The 21006-nt window shown below is 71.7% G+C and carries 16 protein-coding genes; 7 read left to right on the top strand and 9 right to left on the bottom strand.

Translation table 11 applies throughout. The features are described from left to right. Positions 1-50 precede the first annotated feature (50 nt). Positions 51-3035 carry an AfsR/SARP family transcriptional regulator gene (locus BMY74_RS33780; RefSeq protein WP_089922634.1) on the bottom strand — a complete coding sequence of 995 codons (2985 nt, stop codon included), beginning with the start codon at positions 3033-3035 and terminating at the stop codon, positions 51-53. Positions 3036-3711: 676 nt separating this feature from the next. Between BMY74_RS33780 and BMY74_RS33775 the strand changes: the two genes are divergently transcribed. Continuing rightward, complete coding sequence (locus tag BMY74_RS33775) at positions 3712-3978, top strand: hypothetical protein (protein ID WP_089922632.1); 267 nt, start codon at positions 3712-3714, stop codon at positions 3976-3978. A 40-nt stretch (positions 3979-4018) separates the two neighbouring features. Next, the gene (locus BMY74_RS33770; RefSeq protein ID WP_089922630.1) at positions 4019-6574 is read left to right on the top strand and encodes an ATP-binding protein; all 2556 of its coding nucleotides are present in this window, start codon (positions 4019-4021) and stop codon (positions 6572-6574) included. 273 nt (positions 6575-6847) lie between these two features. On the opposite strand, the gene BMY74_RS33765 is transcribed toward BMY74_RS33770, so the two are convergent. The 8 genes from BMY74_RS33765 to BMY74_RS33730 all read right to left on the bottom strand — a co-directional run bounded on the left by BMY74_RS33765 (position 6848) and on the right by BMY74_RS33730 (position 14733). Beyond that, positions 6848-7465 carry a TetR/AcrR family transcriptional regulator gene (locus BMY74_RS33765; RefSeq protein WP_089922840.1) on the bottom strand — a complete coding sequence of 206 codons (618 nt, stop codon included), beginning with the start codon at positions 7463-7465 and terminating at the stop codon, positions 6848-6850. A 134-nt stretch (positions 7466-7599) separates the two neighbouring features. Then, positions 7600-9135: an MFS transporter gene (locus BMY74_RS33760; protein WP_089922627.1), complete on the bottom strand. Its 1536-nt coding sequence runs from the start codon at positions 9133-9135 to the stop codon at positions 7600-7602. A 343-nt stretch (positions 9136-9478) separates the two neighbouring features. Beyond that, the gene (locus tag BMY74_RS46840) at positions 9479-9838 is read right to left on the bottom strand and encodes a zf-TFIIB domain-containing protein (protein ID WP_089922624.1); all 360 of its coding nucleotides are present in this window, start codon (positions 9836-9838) and stop codon (positions 9479-9481) included. Between the two features lie 138 nt (positions 9839-9976). Further along, positions 9977-11134, bottom strand: a complete 1158-nt coding sequence (locus tag BMY74_RS33750; RefSeq protein ID WP_089922621.1) for a saccharopine dehydrogenase family protein — start codon at positions 11132-11134, stop codon at positions 9977-9979. After that, on the bottom strand, positions 11131-12168 hold the full coding sequence (locus BMY74_RS33745) for a saccharopine dehydrogenase (protein WP_089922619.1): 1038 nt from the start codon (positions 12166-12168) through the stop codon (positions 11131-11133). Before BMY74_RS33745 ends, BMY74_RS33750 begins: the two co-directional genes overlap by 4 nt. After that, positions 12165-13148 (bottom strand): hypothetical protein, encoded by a 984-nt coding sequence (locus BMY74_RS33740; RefSeq protein ID WP_089922616.1) that lies wholly within the window; start codon positions 13146-13148, stop codon positions 12165-12167. Before BMY74_RS33740 ends, BMY74_RS33745 begins: the two co-directional genes overlap by 4 nt. Next, entirely contained in the window at positions 13145-13435 is a 291-nt protein-coding gene (locus tag BMY74_RS33735; protein ID WP_089922614.1) for an acyl carrier protein, read from the bottom strand. The genes BMY74_RS33740 and BMY74_RS33735 overlap by 4 nt, the downstream gene beginning before the upstream one ends. Next, positions 13432-14733 (bottom strand): glutamate-5-semialdehyde dehydrogenase, encoded by a 1302-nt coding sequence (locus BMY74_RS33730; RefSeq protein ID WP_089922611.1) that lies wholly within the window; start codon positions 14731-14733, stop codon positions 13432-13434. Before BMY74_RS33730 ends, BMY74_RS33735 begins: the two co-directional genes overlap by 4 nt. 538 nt (positions 14734-15271) lie before the next feature. Between BMY74_RS33730 and BMY74_RS33725 the strand changes: the two genes are divergently transcribed. The 5 genes from BMY74_RS33725 to BMY74_RS33705 are packed head-to-tail and all read left to right on the top strand — an operon-like array spanning position 15272 to position 21006. Next, positions 15272-16231, top strand: coding sequence for a cysteine peptidase family C39 domain-containing protein (locus BMY74_RS33725; RefSeq protein WP_143091797.1), 960 nt, complete (start codon positions 15272-15274; stop codon positions 16229-16231). Continuing rightward, complete coding sequence (locus BMY74_RS33720; RefSeq protein ID WP_089922605.1) at positions 16228-17721, top strand: amino acid adenylation domain-containing protein; 1494 nt, start codon at positions 16228-16230, stop codon at positions 17719-17721. Before BMY74_RS33725 ends, BMY74_RS33720 begins: the two co-directional genes overlap by 4 nt. After that, a complete protein-coding gene (locus BMY74_RS33715; RefSeq protein ID WP_089922603.1) occupies positions 17721-17999 on the top strand; it encodes an acyl carrier protein in 279 nt (92 codons plus the stop codon). The genes BMY74_RS33720 and BMY74_RS33715 overlap by 1 nt, the downstream gene beginning before the upstream one ends. Beyond that, positions 17996-19477, top strand: a complete 1482-nt coding sequence (locus BMY74_RS33710; protein ID WP_089922600.1) for a class I adenylate-forming enzyme family protein — start codon at positions 17996-17998, stop codon at positions 19475-19477. Before BMY74_RS33715 ends, BMY74_RS33710 begins: the two co-directional genes overlap by 4 nt. Further along, positions 19474-21006: a type III PLP-dependent enzyme domain-containing protein gene (locus BMY74_RS33705; protein WP_177230051.1), complete on the top strand. Its 1533-nt coding sequence runs from the start codon at positions 19474-19476 to the stop codon at positions 21004-21006. Before BMY74_RS33710 ends, BMY74_RS33705 begins: the two co-directional genes overlap by 4 nt.

Raw genomic sequence — 21006 nt, 5'->3', positions numbered from 1 at the left:
GCGTGTCCGGCCGGCGGCGCCCCGCCTCCGGCCACCTCGTGCGGGCAGAGCTACCCCGCGCCGCCGTTCGACGTGCCCGCGGCCGAGAGCCAGTTGTCGGCCGTGATCTTCTCCATCACGGCCAGCGCCTTGCTCTCCCAGAACGTGAGCCGCAGCGCCTGGAACGTCATCATCGCCTGCTCCACTATGGCGATCGCGTGGAACGTGTCGCCGCGCCGCGACACGAGCTGGGCGAGGTCGAGCTGGATCCGCGCGGCACCGACCCGGTCGAGGTTCTCCTCGCACAGCCGGATCGCGCGCCGCAGCAGTCTTCCGGCTTCGGAGAACATGCGCATGCGGCCGTGTATCAGGCCGAGCGAGTGCAGGGCGTAACTCTCGCCGACCGTGTCACCGGCGCGCTGCACCATCGCGAGCACCGACGTGATGAGCTGCTGCGCCTGCTCGTACCGCCCCTGCACCAGCATTGCGCCGCCGAGGCGGTGCAGCACCTGGGCCTCCACGCGCGGGCTGGAGATCTCCCGGCACATGCCGAGGGCGTCGCTGAGCTGAGCGATCGCCAGTTCGTGCTCGCCGCGGTCGATCGACAGCTGGGCGAGCTGGGACATGACGTGGGCCTGGCCGACGACGTCGCCCACGCGTCCGAACTCGACCAACGACTGCTCGAAGATCGGCAGCGCGACCTCGGGGCGTCCCTCGTTGTACTCCAGCAGTCCGAGGTTGCGGCGCGTCAGCGCGAGTCCCTGGGTGTCGTCGAGCTCGGTGAAGAGGTCCAGTGCGGGTTCCAGCGCGGCGCGCGAGGCGTCCATGCGCCGTTGGCTGTGGTGCAGCGAACCGAGCGAGCACAGCAGGGCCGCGGTGCCGCGCTTGTTGCCCGCCTCGCGCACGGCCTCCAGAGCGCGTTCGTGGGTGTGCTGCCAGTCGTCGAAGCAGCTGCGCGTCTCGAACAACGTCACCAGCGTCATCGCCAGGTCCCAGCAGAGCTCGTCCAGGCCCGCGTCGGCGGCCTGGACCACGGCCGCGCAGAGGTTCGGGTGCTCGCTCTCCAGCCAGCCCAGCGGGTCCTGCAGCACCACGTCGAGGTAGCGGGCGTGCGGCTGCCAGCGCTTTCCCCGGCCGTGCAACAGGGTGAAGTCGCCGCCGTAGAGCCGGCGGTGTGCCTGTTCGGCCATCGCGAGCCACCCGCCGGCGACCCGCTCCACGGATTCCAGTTGTGCGGCCGGGGTTTCGTGCTCGGCGACCTGTTCCTTGGCGAACAGGCGGATCAGGTCGTGGAAGCGGTACCGCGGCAGGCCGGTGATGTCGCTGCCCACCACGTCCAGCAGCTGTGCGTCGACCAGCCGTTCCACCAGGTCGAAGCTGCGGCCGCGGCCGTCGGTGAGGGCGGAGGCGGTCCAGACCGGCAGGCTGTCCGCTTCGAGCAAGGACATCAGCCGCATCATCTGGCGCGCGTCGTGCTCGAGCCCGTCGTAGGTGAGCGAGAGGCTGGCGCGCACGACCATGTCACCGTGCGTGAGCTCGTCGAGGCGGTGGCGTTCGTCGGCGAGGCGCCCGACCATCGAGGCGAGGGTCCAGTGCGGGCGCGCGGCGAGACGGGCGCCGATGATGCGCAGCGCCAGTGGGAGCCCTCCCACGACATCTACCAACGCTTCCACGGCGGCCGGTTCGTTCTCCAGGCGTTGCCGGCCGATGATGCGCGCCAGGAGTTCCCGGGAATCACCGGAGTCCATGCAGTCGACGTCGACCAAATGAGATCCGGCGAGACCGGTCAACCGGGTCCTGCTCGTCACTATGACGCCGCAGGACGGCGAGCCCGGAAGCAGTTGGTGCACCTGCGACTCGCTCCCCGCGTCGTCCAGGACGACCAGCACGCGCCGGTTCGCGAGCATGCTGCGGTACATGTCCGCGCGTTCGTCGACGCTGTCGGGCAACGTGGAGCCCACGACGCCCAGGGCGGCGAGAAATCGGCCGAGGACCTCCGTCGGCGTGGCGGGTTCGGCGTGTGTACCGCGCAGGTCGCAGTACAGCTGACCGTCCGGATAGGTCTCGGCGGCGACGCGATGGGCCACGTGCACCGCGAGAGCGCTCTTACCGATGCCCGCCTTGCCTGAGATGTTGACCACATGCATCGTCATGTGGTCGCCGGAGAGCACGTTCTCGGCCCGTGCCACCACGTCCTGGCGGCCGATGAAGTCGGAGATCGTGGCCGGGAGCTGGTGCGGTGACACGACGTTCTGCACGACGACCGGAACGGGCTCGTCCTGGTCGAGCCGCAGCGCCTCGTCCTCGATGAGGATCGCCGTCTCGAGCTTGCGCAGCTGGTCGCTCGGTTCCAGGCCGAGGCGTTCGATGAACAGTTCGCGACCGGCGCGATAAACGTCGAGTGCTTCGGGCTGCCTGCCGCAGCGGTAGAGCGCGAGCATCAACTGGCCGCGCAGGCGTTCCCGCAACGGATTTTCGGTGACCGCGCTCTGCAATTCGCCGATGAGAGCGTGGTGGTGGCCGAGCGACAGTTCTGCCTCTATGCAGTTCTCCAGCGCGGACAGGCGCTTTTCGTCGAGTCGCAGCGCTTTGCTCTGCAGTGCGGGACCGGCCGCGCTCAGCGCCGGTCCGCGCCACAGGGCGAGAGCCGAGCGCAGGATCGTCGCCGCCTCCTCCAGCCGGCCCTGGCGGACGGCGAGGTCCGCGGCGGCGACGCGGCGTTCGAAGAGGAAGACGTCGATCTTGTCGGCGGCGACTCGCAGCAGGTAGCCGGGCTGGCGGGTCTCGATCTGGGCGTCGACGCCGCCCCTGGCGAACTCCCGCCGGAGCGCGGACACGCAGATCTGGATCTGCGCTCGCGCGGTCGACGGCGGGGTGTGCTCCCAGACGACGTCGATCAGCTGCTCCATGCTGACGACGCGGTTGGCCTCGAGCAGCAACGCGCACAGGACGGTCCTCTGACGCCGCGGCGGTACCGGTACCTGTTCGTGGGTCCCGATGATCTCGATCATGCCCAGCAGCTTGAAAATCAGTTCGTCGTCAGGGGTGGGGTTCATGATGGGCGACCCCTCGTACCTATGTTCGGTGCAATGAATCGGTCACTTCCACGTTTGTCCAGTTGGGCCGACCGGGATTTCGCAGAGCGGTTTCGCAACATTAACTCAACGTTGATCTCAACACGAAGTATCTTCATGTTCAGCATGTGACCTCTGCAAAGTTAGCCCTGGGAGCGAAAGCTGTCAAGATCTTCTTGTCCATCATTGTACGATCGAAGACAATGCTCCCCCTCAATACTCGTCTCATTTGGGGAACGCCACCACGAAGGCATCGACGGGGATAAACTCGCGCGCGCCCGCGAAATATCGTTGTGGGAGGCAAGCGTCGCGGTGCTCCGTGTGGCGGTGGTCGTGCTGGTCCGAACGGCTCAACATCGTCGGCGGTAAGGCGGAAATCCGCTCGTTCGGATCGCTAAACGCGCGCTAATCATTGCGCGGACCGCAACCAACAATTCCCGGTTCTTGATCACTCAGCGTGGCGGTGGTCGTAACTGACTGACGACTTAGTCATTGCGCGACATCGGCTCGCGGCCGCCGCCATCGCAACCAATCGATACGCGGTGGATTCGCGATAGAACGACGATGGGCCGCACTCCTAACTTCTTCCTCAGACGCCGGTCGAAGGTGTCTTCAGCACGACTCGAGCCAAAGTCCGATCGAGCAAGAGGAAGCCGACATGACGCGCAAGAAGACTGCCGCCCTGGTTCTGGCCGCCATCCCGGCGGTCCTGACGATGACGTTCCTCGCCGGCACCGCACAGGCCGACGACAGCCGTTGGGGCAATGGCCACCGGTGCGACACCCACGCGACACGAATCGCCGCCGACGGTGACACGCCTTGGGGCTCGGTGACATCCGACGACACCCCGTGGGGCCGCAAGCACCCGGTGCCCGTCCACCCGATCGACGGCCGCACGTCGCGCTGCGACACCCCCTGGGGCTGACCTCTACTCGTCCGGACAACCTTCACTGGAGGCCAGAACCATGCGATTCCACCTGCTGGGCTCATTGGAAGTCCTCGACGACGACCTGCCCGTGCCGTTGGGCGGCCTCAAGCAGCGCGCGGCTCTGGGTTTCCTCCTGCTGCAGGCCAACCGAGTGGTGGCGACGAGCAAGCTGCTCCAGGCGATGTGGCCGCGGGACGTCGTCCCTCCCACGGCGCGCAAGATGCTCCAGAACGCCGTCTCGGGGCTGCGAGGCGTTCTCTCCGCCCACGGGGGCGATCGCGATGGGTCACCAATGCTGCTGACCCACGCACCGGGCTACCTGCTGCGCGTCGACGAGGACTCCCTCGACCTGTTCCACTTCCAGCGGCTGACCGAACAGGGCCGGCGTGAGCTCGCCGCGGGCAACTGGCCCGCCGCGGCCGAGGTGCTCCGCAACGCGCTGGGCCTGTGGCGCGGGCCGGTGCTCGCGGACCTCGCGGAGACCGGGATCAACTGGCCGGAGCTCACGGCCACCAAGGACTGGAGGCCTGCTGCGCAGGAGGACTGCTTCGAGGCGGAGCTCGCCTGCGGCCGGCACGCGGAGATCATCGGCGAGCTCGAGTCGTTGATCGAGCTCGAGCCCTATCGCGAGCGGCTGGGCGGCCAGTTGATGCTCGCGCTGTACCGGTGCGGCCGCCAGGTGGACGCGCTGAACGTCTACCGCCGCACCAGGACGGCTCTCGTCGAGGAACTCGGTCTCGAACCGGGACGCGAACTGCAGGAGCTCGAGCGCGCCATCCTCGACCACGCGTCCACGCTGGACCTGCCACCGTCGGTGCAACGCAGGCACCTGCTCGCCGTCGACCAGGCCTCCCCGCCCGCACCCGTCGTCATCACGCCGCCCGTCGTGGAGCCCGCTCCGCCGGTGGTCGTCGCGGAGGTGCCGGACGCCCCGGTCGTGGAGCGCAAGCTCGTCAGCGTCGTGATGGTGTCCGCCCAGCTCGGTCTCGCGGCCGGTGACGGCGACCCGGAGGACGTCGACGCGGTGCACCAGGAGGTCGCCTCCGTCGTCTCGGCGGAGGTGTCCCGCCTGGGCGGTGTCGTCGGCGGCAGCGTCGGCTCCGTGTTCCTCGCGTTGTTCGGCGTGCCCAAGACCGCCGAGGACGACGCCGATCGCGCCGTGCGCGCCTCGATCGCCATCCGCGACCGGCTGGACGCCGTCGCGGAGGTGCAGGTCGGCGTGGCGACCGGCGACGCCCTCGTGCGCCTGTCCCCGTCGAGCGCGCCGACCGCCAGCGGAGTCCTGCTCGACCGGTGCCGTCAGCTGATGGCGCTGGCACCGCTGGGCGCGGTGCGGGCGTGCACTTCGACCCGTGACGCCGCGAGTTCCGTGATCTGGGAGTCCGACGGCGCCCCGACCGGAGGCTGGCAGGCGATCTCGTGCGAGTCCCCGCGCGGCGCGAACCGCCGCTCGCAGGCCGCCGTGCCGTTCGTGGAACGCGAACGTGAACTGCTGGTGTTGCAAGGACTTCTCGACGAGGTGCGCACGCGCCGCCGCCCGCACTTCGTAACCGTGCTCGGCGAGGCCGGCATGGGCAAGACGCGGCTGGTCGACGAAGTCGCCTCCTCCGGCACGACCGCCCTGCGCGGCACCGCGACCGCCTTCGGCGACGACCACGGCTACGGGCCGCTGGCCGACGTCGTGAGCGGGTTCGCGCCCTTCGCGACCCTGCGCGCCGCCCTCGGGGAACTGGTCGGCGCCGGCGAACTCGCGGACCGGCTGCACAGCAGCCTGGCGTGCCTCGCCGACCCCGGCGCCGGAGTCCGGCCGGACTTCCCGGCCTGGCGAAGGTTCCTGGAGGAGGCCGCGGAGTCCGAGCCGCTGATCGTGCTGCTCGAAGACCTGCACTGGGCGAACGACGTGGTGCTCGACTTCGTGGAGGAACTGGGCGAGCAGGCCGGTTCCGTGCCGTTGCTGGTGATCGTCACCGCCCGGCCGGAACTGCTGCAGCGCAGGCCGTCGTGGTTCGGCGGCAAGCGCAACGCGACCACGATCAGCCTGGAACCGCTGTCCCACAACGGAACCCGAAGGCTGCTGAACTCGCTGCTGCACGCGCGGGACCTGTCGCCCGAGCTGTGGCAGGCGCTGGTGTCGTACGCCAGCGGCAACCCGCTGTTCGCCACGGAATACGCCGGCATGGTCTCCGACGCGCGCACGGTGTGCCTCCAGAACGACGCCACGCTCCCGGTACCGCCCTCGGTGCGCGGCGTGCTGACCGCGCAGCTCGACGCGCTGCCGACCGAGGTGAAGGCGGTGCTGCAGGACGCGGCCCTGACCGGCGACCTCGTGTCACCGGGCGCGGTGGCCGCGACGGGCCGGCGGGACGTCCGCGAGGTCGCCCAGGTGCTCGAACTGCTGGAGCAGCGCGACTTCCTGCGCCGCCGCGGCCGCAACAACGAGACCGGCGAGATCGAGTACGGGTTCCGGCACCTGCTCGTGCGCGACGTCGTCGCGGAGCAGATCCCGCGCGCCGAACGTGCCTCGAAGCACGAACGGGCGCGGGCGTGGAACAGCCGGCTGGCCCTCGACCTCACCGGCCGCCGGGCGGGGTGACCCCGCTGGAACGTTGAACGCCGGACCGCGTCCCACCCCCCCGCGGTCCGGCGTTCAGCTTTGTGCGCGGGGGGTGAACCGTGTTGTGGCGGGTTTGGGGTCTGCGAGGCCTGCGGCCTGGGGCGTGCGGCTGGGCCAGCTCCTCGGCCCGCTCCCTGCGTCAGGCTCGGCCGCGCTGTGAGGTGACCAGCTCCCGGCCCGCTCCACACGTCAGACCCGGCCACTCGAAGCGCCCGGCCCCCGAACCCACGCCTCCCACCCGCCAGGCGAGGCTCAAGAACCGCTTGGCGCAGCCAAAGAACGCGTGTTGCGCCGAAGAACGTCCATCAGCAGCCCCGAAGTGGCGGCCTGCGGACGCAGGACCGCCTGCAGGGTGAGCCCGTCCAGCAGCGCGCTCAGCCGGAAGCACTCGATGCCGAGGTCCAGCCCCGCGGGCAGACCGCCGCGGTCGGTGGCCTCTTCGAGGATCCTGGCGATCAGGCGCAGCGTCTGCTCGTGGTGTTCCTCCGCCACGAGCTGGAACGCCGGCTGGGTCCGCGCGGCGGCGACGAAGGCCAGCCACGCGGCCATGTCCTCCCTGTGCTCCGGCCCGAGCGGGAGCAGTTCCGCCAGCAGGTCCGCGACCACGTCGGGGCTGGTGAGGTCGGCGGCGAGGAGGCGGTCCGAGCGGGTGGTCACCCGGTGCCTGATCCGGCGGCCGAGTTCGCGCATCGTCGAGACCATGAGTTCGTCGTGGCTCTCGAAGTAGTGCCGGATGGCCCCGATGGAGAGTCCGGTCTCGGTCGCGAGGTTGCGCAGGGACGCGCCCTCGATCCCCGTCCGGGCCATGATGCGCACCGCCGCGTCGCTCACGACCTTCCGCCGCTCATACGGCACTACGATCTTCGGCACGGTTTCCCTCTTCGGTGCGGTGCTGTCGAACGGCGTGATCCGTCGCTGGGCGGTCTGCACCCGCGACGCCACCGAACCCTCGGGCACGGTGGCGTCGTCAGGTGGGACCGGACCAGCGACGGAGGAGGGGTCGCTCAGGCGCCGCGCGCGGCATCCGGCTCGGGCACCGGCTCCTGGTCGATGACCTTGGGGACCCCGCGCAGGAACTTCACGACGACAAGGGCGAGAACGACCGTGATGGCGGCGCTGAAGGCCATGCTCGTCCGGATGCCGCTGAGGTACGCCTCGGTGGCGGCGGTGCGGACGGCCGTGGCGACCGGCTCGGGCAGGCCGTTGGCGACGGCGGCGCTGAACGAGCCGCGGACCTGGTCCACGACCGCCTGCGGGAGGCCGTCGGGCAGGACGAGCTGCGCCCGGTAGATGCCGGACAGGACGCTTCCGATGATGGCGATGCCGAGCGAACCGCCCAGCTCGTACGCCGTCACCGAGATCGCGGCGGCCGCGCCGGCGCGATCTCGGGGCACGGTGCCGAGGATCGTGTCACTGGTGACGGTCAGGGTGAGACCCGCGCCTGCGCCGACCGCGATCTGCGCGACGACGACCAGTCCGTACGGCGAGTGCGCCTCGACGCTCGCGAGCAGGGCGAAGCCGATCGCGGCGAGCACCAGCCCCAGCGCCACCGCGAACCCGCGGCCGATCCTGTTGATCGTCGTCGCGGCGAGCAGCCCGCCTGCCAGCACGGCCGCCAGAGCTCCTGGCACGTAGGCGATTCCGGCGTTCAGCGGCGTCCACTCGCGCACCACCTGGAAGTACTGGCTGATGATCAGGCCGAACGCGGAGAGGGTGAACACCGCGACCAGGTTCGACCCGACGGACGTCGAGAACTGCCGGTTCTGGAACAGCCTCAGGTCGATCAGGGGGACGGGCAGCCGTCGCTGCCGCCGGGCGAAGAGGCCCAGCGCGACAACTCCGAGGACCAGGGCGATCATCACGTCCAGGTGCCACAGGCCGACGAAGAAGACGGCCTTGATCGTGTAGACCGCCGCGACCACGCCGACCACGGACAGCAGCACGCTGGTCAGGTCCAGCGGCAGTCGTTGCGGCGCACGCGATTCCGGGATGAACCTCGCCGCGGCGAGGACCAGCAGGAGGATGGGGACGTTCACCAGGAACACCGAGCCCCACCAGAACTGGTTCAGCAGCAGGCCGCCGACGATCGGCCCGACCGCGAAGCCCGCCGCGGAGAAGCCGGCGCTGGCGCCCACCGCGGCCGTGCGGGCCTTCTGCGTGGTGAAGACGACCCGCAGCAACGACGTCGTCGCGGGCAGGATCGCCGCACCGGCCACGCCCAGCACGGCCCGCGCGACGATCAGCATCTCGACGTTCGGCGCGTAGGCCGCCAGCACGGAGGCCACCGCGAACGCGCTGACCCCCCACACCAGCATGCGCCGCCGCCCCAGCCGATCGCCCAGGTTGCCCAGGGTGACCAGGAGGCCCGCCATCGTGAGCCCGTAGATGTCGACGATCCACAGCATCGTCACGCTGGAGGCGCCGAGCTGGGCGGACAGCGCGGGCGCCGCCAGGTGCAGCACGGTCATGTCCACCGTGACGATGAGCTGTGCGAGGCACGCCACGGCGATGGTCGCGTAGCCCGTCACCCGGCTGCTCATGCGACGACCGCTTCGGCACGGCGCCCGGCGCGAGCCGGGACGAGGTCGCTGTGCTCGGACTCGAGGCCCACGTCGCCTCTGCTTGTCAAGAAGTCGATCGCCACTTCGGACATTCCTCCTCCAGCGCGGATCTCGGTCGTCCGTCGCGGATGGTGTGCATGGGGGGCTGCGGTGACGATCGCTCCGGAGCGCGGGAACGGGGTCGCGCCACGCTCGGCGTCGCGACCTCGATCAGTCCGGTGGCATCACTTCACCCGGTGGTCACGTGCCGGGGCCATTCCCCGACTTGCGCGAATGGGAACACCCGCGCGGACCGTCGGCAGTTCAGTTCTTGCGAGTCGGATCATCCGAAGATGTCGTCGAGGAAACCCCAGCGGTCCTCTTTCTTCTTTTTCTTGCCGCGGGAGTTCTTGCTGGGACCGAAGAAGTCGTCGTCCCAGTCGTCGTCGTTCCTGGTGCTGCGGGGTGGCGGCGCCGGGTGGTGCGGTGCCTGCATCGGCGCGGGCTGGTAGGGCGGCGGCGCCGACAGGGGAGGTGGGGCCTGGTGCAGCTGGGCGGACTGCTGCTGCGCGCGGTCGGCCAGCAGGATCTGCTGCAACTCGCCTGCGTCGAGATAGATTCCCCGGCAGTTCTCACACTGCTCGAGGTGTATCCCGTTCTGGTTGTAGGTGTGCATCGCGTGTTGACATTTCGGGCAGATCATATGTCCAAGATAGAGCGATTCGCGCGCACGCACCTCACTCGAACGGTGGTTGCGGTAACTACCCGGTAATCACGCGTCCACCCGACATCAATTCGGTGATGGCGGCATCCGGGAGGGCGAATGCCGCCATCGGACGTATCAGGGATTCGACGGTGCCGGCACCCGCAGTTCGCTCCGCACACCGTGCTCGGCCAGGAAGCCGAGCCAGCGCGCGGCAGATCCGGCCGTCGCCCGGTGCAGGCCCGGCGCGGTGCGGCGCGCCAGGACGTCCGTGACACCGCAGGCCAGCGTCAGGGACACCGTCCGCGCCATCGCCGTCTCCTCCGGGGCGCCCACGAGGTCGAGCACGTACTCGCCCGACCACCGCCGCCCGTCCTCACCCTCCAGGGACAGGGCCACGGACAGGACGACGCGGTCCAGGTCCTGCTCCCTCATCGGGTACTTGTCGGCCAGTTCGGCCGCCAGCGCGGTGACCTGGTCGTCGTCGCCGTCCCGCACCACCGCGAACACCTCGGACCACGCCTCGCGCCAGCCGGCCAGGCGCACGGTGCCCCGGACGAACGTCTCCAGCCGCCACGCGCCGGGCACCTGGTACTGCTCGACGAACGGCACGCTGTCGCGGTTGGGGTACACCTCGAACGTCTCGCCGCCGACGTCCTGCGACCTGGTCGCCTCCCAGGGCCGGTCGGCGACGTGCTCGCTCCCGTCCCGCACGTACCGGGCGGGCGTGCGCAGCGCGGTGAGCACGCTGCGAGGCGCCCAGCTGAAGCGGTAACGGAAGTCGTTCGGCTCGGCCGGGAGGCCTCCGCAGTACGAGGTGAACACCGCCGAGGCCGGGGTGTCCGCCCCGAACTCCGCCCGTGCGCGCTCGATGAGCAGGTGTGCGTAGAGGTGGTCGATGCCGGGGTCGAGGCCCGCCTCGGTCAGCACGACCACACCGCGCTCCGCGGCCTGCTGCCCGAGCGCCACGAGCTCGTCGGAGGTGTAGCTGGAGCACGCGAAGTGCGCGCCGCGGTCCAGGCAGAGCCGTACCAGCGCCGGGTGCTCGGGTGCGGGCAGCATCGACACGACGACGTCGCCCGCGCGCAGTTCGGCGGCGAGCGCGTCATGCCCGAACCGCCGCACGCCCACCTGTCCGGTCAGGCCGAGCCGGGTGAGGCACCGCTCCGCCTTCTCCTCGGTGCGCGCCCAGAGCAGGACGTCGTGGGCCGTGGCGAGCACCCGCAGCCCGCTGCCGGTCGACAGACCGGTGCCGATCCAGTGCACCCGGCCGGTGGGCGGGACGAGATCGGTCATCGGGAGGCCTCCTTGAGGGACGTGACGGTGTCGTGGAACAGCTTTTCACCGCGCTGCCAGGGCGAGGTCTCCCGCGGCAGGTCCCTCAGCAGCGGCAGCAGGTCGGCGGAGAACGCGTCGGTGGCCTCCAGCGGTACCAGCGACGGGAGGTTGTCGATCGCGATGAGGTCCAGCCGTGGCTCGTCGCGCAGCGCCCGCACCGGCTCGTCCCAGGTGGTCGTGCGGTCGTAGACGGGCAGGACGTTGAACGGCGAGCCGACGTCGCAGGTCACGTCGCACACCGTCCGCAGTGCCCGGCCCGGCTCGTCGAGGTCGGCGGGCCGCAGGAACGGGGGCACCGGCTCGGACGTGAGCACCGCGTTGACCATGACCTCGTGCCGCAGCAGCGCGGGCCGGTCGAGGTCGCGGGTCTCGGCGAGGTCCCAGCGCGTCGGCGTGACGCCCGCGGCGGTCAGCGCCCGGTCCGCACCGCGCCCGCACCGGCCGAGCGCGCCGACCACCACCGCGCTCAGCGGGGCGCCGCCCGCCAGCCGCGCGTCCAGTTCGGGCACGGACGTGGGCTGCAGCGGCGCGTCGAGCGCACCCCGGTGGTGCAGCACGGCGAGCGCCGCGCCCACGTAGCCCGCCCAGTAGCCGAACGCGGCCAGCCGCCGGCCCGAGTCGTCGGTGAGGTACTCGAGGTCGAGCAGCACGCCGCCGCCCGCGTCGAACCGCCGCAGCAACCGTTCCGCGCCTTCCTGCTGCTTGTAGGCGTGGCCGAAGAACACGTGCCGGTGCCGCAGCGCGAAGGGTTCCTCCGGCAGCTCCTTGAGGCCGACGACCACCGCGTCCTCCGGCGCGTCGGCCCAGCTGCCCGCCTCGGCGACGGAGCAGCCCGCGGCGGCGTAGTCGCCGATCGGGTACACGCGTTGCGCGGACTCCTCGATGGTCACGGCGAAGCCGTCCCGCACCAGTGCGGCGGCGTCGGCGGGCGTGATCGGCGCGCGGCGCTCGGTGGCCCGCACCTCGTTGCGCATCCAGAGTTCGACCGTCATGTCGTGGAAAGGTAGCCGTAGTGACCGATCACCCGCCGGGCAGCGGTTTCCACCGCGAGCAGGTGGTCGAAGGTCGCCTTGACGACGGACGGCCGCGACCGGCCGCGTTCGGCGGACCGCACGGCGAAGTGCAGCGCCATCGGCAGGTCGCGCCAGGCGGCGGAGGCGGCGAGGAAGGTCTCGGCGTCCTGGTCTGACGGCTGCCGGGTGTGCAGCAGCCGCGCGTAGCGGAACGTGTGGTGCTGGGAGGCGGCCCACACGTCGTCGAGGAACCTCGCCCGGCCGGGGTGCTCGCCCACCCCGCTCCAGAACTCGCTCAGCGCCCCGATCGCGTCGGCCCCGCGCAGCCAGTCGCCGGGCAGCCCGGGGGAGCTGCGTCCGGGGGAGCCGAGCACGAACCACCGGTGGCGGTCGGCGGGCGGTGGCGGCACGGGCACGCCGAACAGGTGCTCGTCGCGCACGCGGTGCTCGGGTTCCGGCGCGGCGGGCGGCGCCATCGCGGAGAGCAGTGCGGCGTCCTCCAGCCACCCCTCGAACGGTTCTTGCCGTCCCTCGGGGAGAAGGGCGGAGAAGTCGTCCACGACGTGCCACCGGCTTGAGCCGCGGCCGTCCACCAGCAGCAGGTGCGGTGCGCTGTCCTCGGGAAGGGCGACCGACCACGGCAACGCCGCGCTGGAGGCGGCGACGAGGACCTGGCCGTGCCGGTCCAGCTCCTCGGCGACGCCCGCCAGTGCGGACTCCCCGGTCGCCGCGGAGGCGTGTGCCAGCACCCCGTCGCGCGGCAGTTCGTGCAGCGGCACGGCGTGGTGCGACACCGCGAGCGCGTCCCCGGCCGGGTCCACCCGCACGGCGAGCCGCACCGAGCGGGCGATGGCGTCGAGCGCGTCCGGGTCGTCGCGCAGCAGGTAGCGGGCGAGGTTCGCGGTGTAGCAGCTCAACGCCCGCGTGCCGGCCTGCTCGGGAGCGGTGGGGGTGCTCATCCGGCCCTCTGACCCGTGCAGGTGGGCGTCACCACGTCCACCAGGTCGGCCACGGTGTGGAAGCTGCGGCCCGCGAAGAGGTCGTCCGGCAGCGTCACGCCGAGCTCGTCCTCCAGCCGGATCAGCATGGACAGGAAGCCGACCGAGGTCACCCGCAGCACCTCGCCGTTCAACGGCTCGGTGTCGCCCACCGTCGCCGGGTCGATCGTGAGCCGCGACTCGGCGACCACCATCCGCTTCACCGCCGCGTTGACCTCGTCGCGCGTGCTCGTTCCCGCCTCTGTCATCGGTCCTCCCCTTCCGCGCCGTCACGGCGGAACCGGACGGTCCCGCCGCCGTCGACCACCCAGCTCCTGGTGAGCAGGGCGGCCAGGCCGACCGGGCCGCGCACGTGCAGCCGGCCGGTGCTGATCGCCATCTCCGGGCCCGTGCCCATCGTGGGTCCGTCGTGCAGCCGCAACGAGCCGTTGACCACGACGGCGGCCGCGTCGACGCGTGCGGTGAAGTGGTCGACCACTTCGGCCGAGCGCGCCACGACACCTTCCGTGTGTCCCGTGCCGAACCGCCGCACGTGCCGCACCGCTTCGTCCACATCGGACACGACGCGAACACCGAGCGTCGTGTCGAGGAACTCCCTCCCGTCGTCGTTCTCCGCCAGTTCCCGGACCTCCAGCGCTTCGGTGAGCGCGTCCGGCAGGCGCTTCACGAGATCGGCGGGCGCTCGCAGGACGAGCCCGCGCACGTCCGGTTCGCCGAGCCGGCCGCTCAGCGCGGTGAAGAAGTCGTCGGCCAGGTCCTCGTCGAGCAGCAGCATCTCGAGCGCGGTGCACCCGGCCGGATCGGGGAGCTTGCTGTCCAGCACGAGGCGGACCGCCTCGTCCGGGTCGGCGGAGGAGTGCGCGTAGAGGTGGTTCACCCCCGCGCCGCCCGCGATCACCGGGATCCGGGACGCGGTGCGGCAGTACGACACGAGACCCGCGCCGCCGCGGGGCAGCAGGACGTCGATCGCGTCGTCGCGCTTCATCAACTCGCGCAGGCCGGCGCGGTCCGTGTCCAGCAGCACCTGGGCCAGGTGCTCCGGCAGGCCGGACTCCCGCAGCGCCGACGCGATGACGCCGGCGAGCACGGTGTTGCACCCGCGGCACTCGCTGCCTCCGCGCAGCAGCACGGCGTTGCCCGTGCACACCGCGAGCACGGCGCTGTCCAGCGTCACCATGGGCCGCGACTCGTAGATCATCAGCAGCACCCCCAGCGGCCTGGCGACCGTGCGGGCCCGGCTGCGTCCGGCACCCCGCACCCGCGGTCCCGGCGCGGTGACCCCCGGCAGGTCCTCCTGGACGCGGTGGGTCAGCTCGACCAGGGCGTCGCGGTGCGCGGCGGTCAGTCCCATCCGCCCGGCCATCGCGGACGACAGGCCCGCGTCACGCGCGGAGCGCACGTCCGCCTCGTTGGCCGCCACCACCTCCTCCCAGCACTCCACCAGCCGTCTCCGGACCGCTCCGGCGAAGGCGGCGTACGCCGGGTCGCCCACCGGCGGAGCGGCACCGGCGGCCCGGCGCGCGTTCGACACAATGGTTTCGATCATGGCTCCATCCGGATCTGCGAGAAAGGCTTTCGCTCACGGAAGCAGAAGTGCGGACGGGTCACAACTCAGCGGGAGAAATTGATCGGAAATCGTACGTCCGAAATGGACGAAGAAGAACTGTGACCCCTACGGATCAATTCTGCGGTCCTGCTCGTGCGCTTGGACTCGGTCCGGTTGGTCCAGTCGGTCGGCGTGTTGCGCCAAGCGGCACAGTTTAGGTCCACGATCACGTCTCTCCGCAGGTGTTGTTTGCCGGGTAAACCTGTCTGTCCGGTTTTCGTCGTACTTGCGTGCGCCGTGTGGCGGCAGTACGAATGAGCTCTCAGCGGTAATCCGGGAGACCCGGAACGAGCGCCGTCAAGCAGAGAGCGGTCCGCACGTCCGGTCTGGGGAAATTGGTTTGAGGCGTTTGCCCGTGTGTGTACACGTATTCGGTTCGCCTCTCCAGTTGTTCGTGTGACTCAGACGGTTATTCGTCCTAGGGGGGACTTGCGTGGTCGCATTTGTTCACTCTCTCGCTTTCGCACCGTGCGCGGCTTTGGTGAGCCGGGTCGACTCACCTTTCCTGGACTGCGTCTCCGACGACCTCGCGCTGCTGCTGGCGCAGGCCGGGGTGGACGACGTCCGGACGCCGTTCGCGTCCCGCTGGAAGTTCTGCCTGATCGAGGACTCGAGCGGACCGCCGCGGCTGAACCTGCCGCCCCTCGACCAGGACACGTGGCTCGCGAGGCGGACCGGGTTCGCACCTCGCTGGCGGGAGATCGGCGGTGATGTCGGTGCGGCCGTCCTGGCGTGGCACGCCGAACTGCACGCGGGACGGGCCGTGGTGGTCGTCGGCGATGCCTTCCACATGCCGTGGCTGCCGTACCACCGCAACGAGCACATGGCGCACGGGTTCGTCGTCGAGGGCATCGACCCCTTGGGGGGATCCAGGGAACCCGTGCTGCACGTCGTCGACCCGTACGACAACGCCACCGCCCACGGCAGGGCCGCGCCGGTGAGCGTCAAGGTCGGTCTGGCGGACGTGGCGCTCGCACTCGGCAAGGGGTCGTGGGCCGTGCTCGACCGGGTGGGCGAACCCGCGCCGGTCGACGTGCCGCACCAGGTCCGCACCAACGCGGAGGGGATCCTGGCCGCCGGGCTCGACGGCTCGTTCGCCCGGCTGCTCGACGGGCACGCCGGGCTCGGCAGGGAGGCCGTGGAGAACCTGGCGCTGCAGGTCTGGCTGCTCGCCAGGGACCGGGCGCTGCACCGGCTGTGGCTGGTCGACGTGCGCGCGGAGTTGCGGCGAATGGGCTTGCAGGACCTGCCCGGCCGGTTCGAGGCCGAACTGGTTCCCGCGTGGCGCAAGGCGTCCGAGATGGCCTACGTGGCCACGCGCCGCGTCCACGCCGGCCGGGCCGCGCCGCGCTCGGTGCTCGACGCCGTCCGCACCGCCGCCGAGCGGGAGACCGCCGTCGCCCACTGGGTGCTCGAGACGACGAGGAGCTCCGGATGACCACCGTGCTCGACCGAGTCCTGGACGCCGCCCGGCGCACGCCCGACGCCGTCGCCCTCGTGGACGCCGCTGGTGCGACGACGTCGTACCGCGAGCTCGCGACCGCTGTCGACGGCCTGGCCTCGGCACTGCTGCGCCAGGTCGGTCCTGGCAACCGGATCGCCGTGGTCAGCACCAAGCAGCCGGGCACGGTGCTCGCGATGCTCGCCGTCCTGCGGGCCGGGTGCGCCTACGTGCCGGTCGACCCGTCCGCGCCGGTGCGGCGGCAGCGGTTCGTCGTGACCGACTCGGCCTGTGCCGTCGCCATCGGTGGTGACTACCTGGGCGTGCCCACCGCAGTCACCGCGTCGGACACCCCGGCCGCCGCCTTCCCGGACCTCCGCCACGACGACGAGGCGTACGTCCTCTACACCTCCGGCTCCACCGGCACGCCCAAGGGCGTCGTGATCACGCACCGCAACGCCTCGGCGTTCGTCGACTGGGCCGCGTCCGCGTTCCCGCTGGGGCCGGGCGACCGGGTCGCGGTGCACGCGCCGCTGCACTTCGACCTGCCGGTCTACGACGTCTACGTCGGGCTGGGCGCGGGTGCGGAAGTGCACCCCGTGCCGGAGCGTCACGCGTTGTTCCCCCAAGCGCTGCAACGGTTTCTCGCCGAGCGCGCGATCACCCACCTGTACGCGGTGCCGTCGGCGCTGACCGCGCTGCTGCGGCGCTCGACGGTGCGCGCCGACGGCCTGCCCGCCCTGCGGCGCGTCCTGTACGCGGGGGAGGAGTTCCGCGCCGCCGCGCTCGCGGAGCTGATGCACGCCCTCCCGCAGGCGGCGGTCGCCAACCTCTACGGTCCGATCGAGACCAACGTCATCACCAGCCACGTGCTGGACGGCCCTCCCGGCCCCGACACCCGCGTGCCCGTCGGGCGCCCGGTCGGGGGCGCCCTCATCGGCCTGCTGGCCGCGGACGGCACCGCGTCGTTCGACGGCGCGGGCGAGGGCGAACTCGTGGTGGCCGGTGACTGCGTCACCCCCGGCTACCTGGGCCGGCCCGACCTGACGGCCGCCGCGACGGTGGAGTTGCCCACCCCCGGTGGGCCGCGCCGCTGCTACCGCACCGGCGACATCGCCCGCCGGGACGCCGACGGCCTGCTGCACCTGCTGGGCCGCCGCGACGGACTGGTCAAGACGCGCGGTTACCGGGTCGAGCTGGGCGACGTCGAGGCGGCGGCCGGCACCCACCCGGACGTCGCCGAGGTCGTGGTGGTCGCCGTCCCGGATCCCGAACTGACCCACCGGCTGCACGCCCTGGTCGTGCCCCGGCCCGGCCGCGGCGGGCTCACCGGCGCGGACGTCCTCGCGCACTGCCGGGCCAGGCTGCCCGGCTACATGGTGCCAGGCGCCGTGCACGTCGTGCCGGACCTGCCCCGCACCAGCACCGGCAAGGTCGCCCGCGCCGACCTGCCCGCCCTCGTCACCTCCATCGGGAAGGAAGTCTGATGCGGCCCCCACGACAGGAACTCGCCGACCGGGCCGCGCACGCGGTGGCCGCGGTATTGGGCACGGAGCCCGGCGCACCGCGGTCGGCGCACTCGCTGTTCGACCTGCCCGGGTTCGACTCGATCGCGGTCGTCACCGTGCTGGAGAGGCTCGAGACCGACCTGGGCGTCGAGGTGCCCGCGGACCTCATCGTCCCCGAGGCGTTCGACTCGCTGGCCTCGCTGACCGACCTGCTCGCGACCACCGTCGCGGGCGCGACCCCGGAGGCGATCCGATGACGGCCTTCCTGCTGCACCACCTGCTCGACCGGCGGGCCGAGCTCACCCCCGACGCCCCGGCCGTCCGCCGAGGCGAGCGGACCTGGACCTACCACGAGCTGCGCACGAGGTCCGTCGCCTACGCCGAGTGGTTGCGGGACAGGGGCGTCGTGCGCGGCGACCGTGTGCTGCTGCTCGCGCCACACGCGTTGGAGACGACCGCGCTCGTGCACGCGTGCTCCCGCCTCGGCGCGCTGCACGTCGTGCTCAGCGACCGCATCCGCCCGTACCACCTGGACCACATCCTCGGCGACAGCGAACCGCGGCTCGTCCTGGCCACCGACGAGGCAGCGGGCCTGGCGGTCGGCGTACCGGTGCACCGGCTGGCCGAGCTGCCCGCGACCCCGTCCGGATCCCTGCCGGCCGGCGAGCCGTGCGCGGCCACCGACCCGGTGGCCCTCATCTACACGTCGGGCAGCACGTCCATGCCGAAGGCGGTCATCTCGACCCACGCCCAGGTGCTGTTCGCCGCGTCCGCGATCAACGCCCGCCTGGGCTACCGCGCCGACGACGTGGTGTTCTGCTGCCTGCCCCTGTCGTTCGACTACGGCCAGTACCAGATGTTCCTGTCCTGCCGGGCCGGGGCGTGCCTGGTGGTCGGCGACGACGGCGACGCCGGACCCACGCTGCTGCGGCGGTTGACGGAGCACGGCACCACCGTCTTCCCACTGGTGCCGAGCCTCGCGTCCACCCTCGGCCGGCTCGTGGGCCGAGCCGGACGTCCTCCCGAGCGGCTGCGCATGGTCACCAACACCGGCGCCGCACTGCCGGTCACGGCGTCTGTGCGGCTGCGGGAGGCCGTGCCGGGGCTCGAGGTGGTGGCGATGTTCGGGCTGACCGAGTGCAAGCGCGTCTCCATCGCCGAGCCGAACGCCGACCTGACCCGCCCGGGCTCCTGCGGTCTGCCGCTGCCCGGCACCGAGGCCTACGCCGCCGACGAGGACGGCCACCGCCTGCCCGCGGGCGAGACCGGCGAGCTGGTGGTGCGCGGCCCGAACGTGATGGCGGGCTACTGGCGCGCACCGGACCTGACCGCCCGCCGCTTCCGCCGCGACGCGTTCGGCCAGCCGGTGCTGCACACCGGCGACCGCTGCCGCTTCGACGAGGACGGCCACCTCTACTTCGTCGGCCGCGACGACGACATCTACAAGCAGCGCGGCATCCGGATGAGCTGTCTCGAGATCGAGGCGGCGGCGCTGGACGTGCCAGGGGTGGAGCTCGCCGCACTGCTGCCCCCGGACGAGGCCTCCGGCGCGCGGCTGGCGGTCGCGGGCGACCTGCTCGTGCCGTACGTGGTGCAACAGCTGGGCGTCCGCCTGGAGGAGCAGAAGCTGCCGAGCCAGGTCGTGGTGCTCGACGCCCTGCCGCTCAGCGTCAACGGCAAGGTGGACAAGAAGGGGCTGGCGGAGCTGCTCGCCGGTCAGGGCGGTGCGTCATGACCGCGGTGACGGCCGCGGGTGCGGGGACGGTCGCAGGTGCGGCCGGCGAGCCGGGGGCGACTGCCGCGGGCACCGCCTCCGACTCGGTGGCGGCTGCCGCCACCGACTCGGAGGCCACCACCCACAACCCGGCCGCTACCACCGACAACCCGGCCACCACCGCCAACAACCCGGCGGCCACCGCCGCACGCGCCACCCACGCTCCGGCCACGCCCTCCGCCCACAACCCGTCCGCCACCGCCTCCAACACCGCCCCCACCCCAGCGGCCCCCTCCACCAACACGCACCCCACACCCCTGGCCGAACGCATCGCGGAACTGGCCGGCACCCCCGCCTACGTCTACGACCTCGACGCAGTCGAAGCCGCACACATCGACCTGCGCCGAGCCCTGCCGCACCCATCCGTCCTCTACTACTCCCTCAAAGCCAACCCGCACCCCGCCGTGGTCGGCACCCTGGCCCGCCTCGGGTGCCGGGCCGAGGTCAGCTCCGACGGTGAGGTCGACGCGGCCTTGCAGGCGGGCGTGCCACCGGACCAGGTGCTGCTCACCGGACCGGGAAAGTCCGCCGCGGTGCTGGAGCACGCACTCGGCCTCGGGGTGACCCGGTTCTCCGTCGACTCGCCCACCGACCTGCGCGCGGTCGGCGAGAGCGCGGCGCGGCACGGTGTCGAGGCGAAGTGCCTGTTGCGGGTGAACGCGGACGAGGGTGTGGCGGGCACCGGCCTCACCATGACCGGTACCGCCTCCCAGTTCGGCGCCGACGCGTCGTGGGTCGCCGCCGATCCGGGGTCGTTCGTCGGCCACGCCGCCGCGACCGTCACGGGCTTGCACCTCTACATGGGCAGCAACTTCGTCGACGAGGACGCGCTGCTGCGCCAGTTCGAGGTGGCCGTCGACCTCGCCACCTCCCTGGCAGGCCGGCTCGGGCGGTTCGAGGAGATCGACCTCGGTGGCGGGTTCGGGGCGCCCTACGCGCACCGGGGAGTGCGGCCGCGGTTCCCCGGGCTGGCCGCGCGGCTCAGCGCACTGCTGGACCGGCGGTTGCCCGGATGGCGTGACGGCGCGCCGCGGATCGCGTTCGAGTCCGGACGTCATCTCGTCGGCGACTCCGGCGTCCTGGTCGCCCGCGTCGTGGACGTCAAGCGCTCCAAGGGCGAGTTGTTCGTCGTGCTCGACACGGGCGTCAACCACCTCGGCGGCATGTCCGGCCTGCGCCGCCTGCCCCGGCTCGCGCCCGACGTCGTGTCCGTCGGCGCTCGCGAACCGGGCGAGGTGACCGCGACGCTGGTCGGACCGCTCTGCACGCCGCTCGACACCCTCGGCCGCGGCCTGCGGATGCCCGCCGTGCGGCCCGGCGACCTCGTCGTCGTGCCCAACGTCGGCGCCTACGGGCTCACCGCGAGCCTGATCGGCTTCCTGGGCCACACACCTCCCGCCGAAGTGGTGGTGCGCGGCGACTCCGTGCTCGACGTGTCACGCCTGCGCCTCGTGCGCGGTGCCGGGCAACTCCCTGTCCACAGTGGATGA

The organism is Lentzea albida (genome assembly GCF_900111005.1).
Taxonomy (GTDB): domain Bacteria; phylum Actinomycetota; class Actinomycetes; order Mycobacteriales; family Pseudonocardiaceae; genus Lentzea; species Lentzea albida.
The sequence above is the reverse complement of the archived record's forward strand: the minus strand, read 5'-3'. Positions and strand labels throughout refer to the sequence as shown.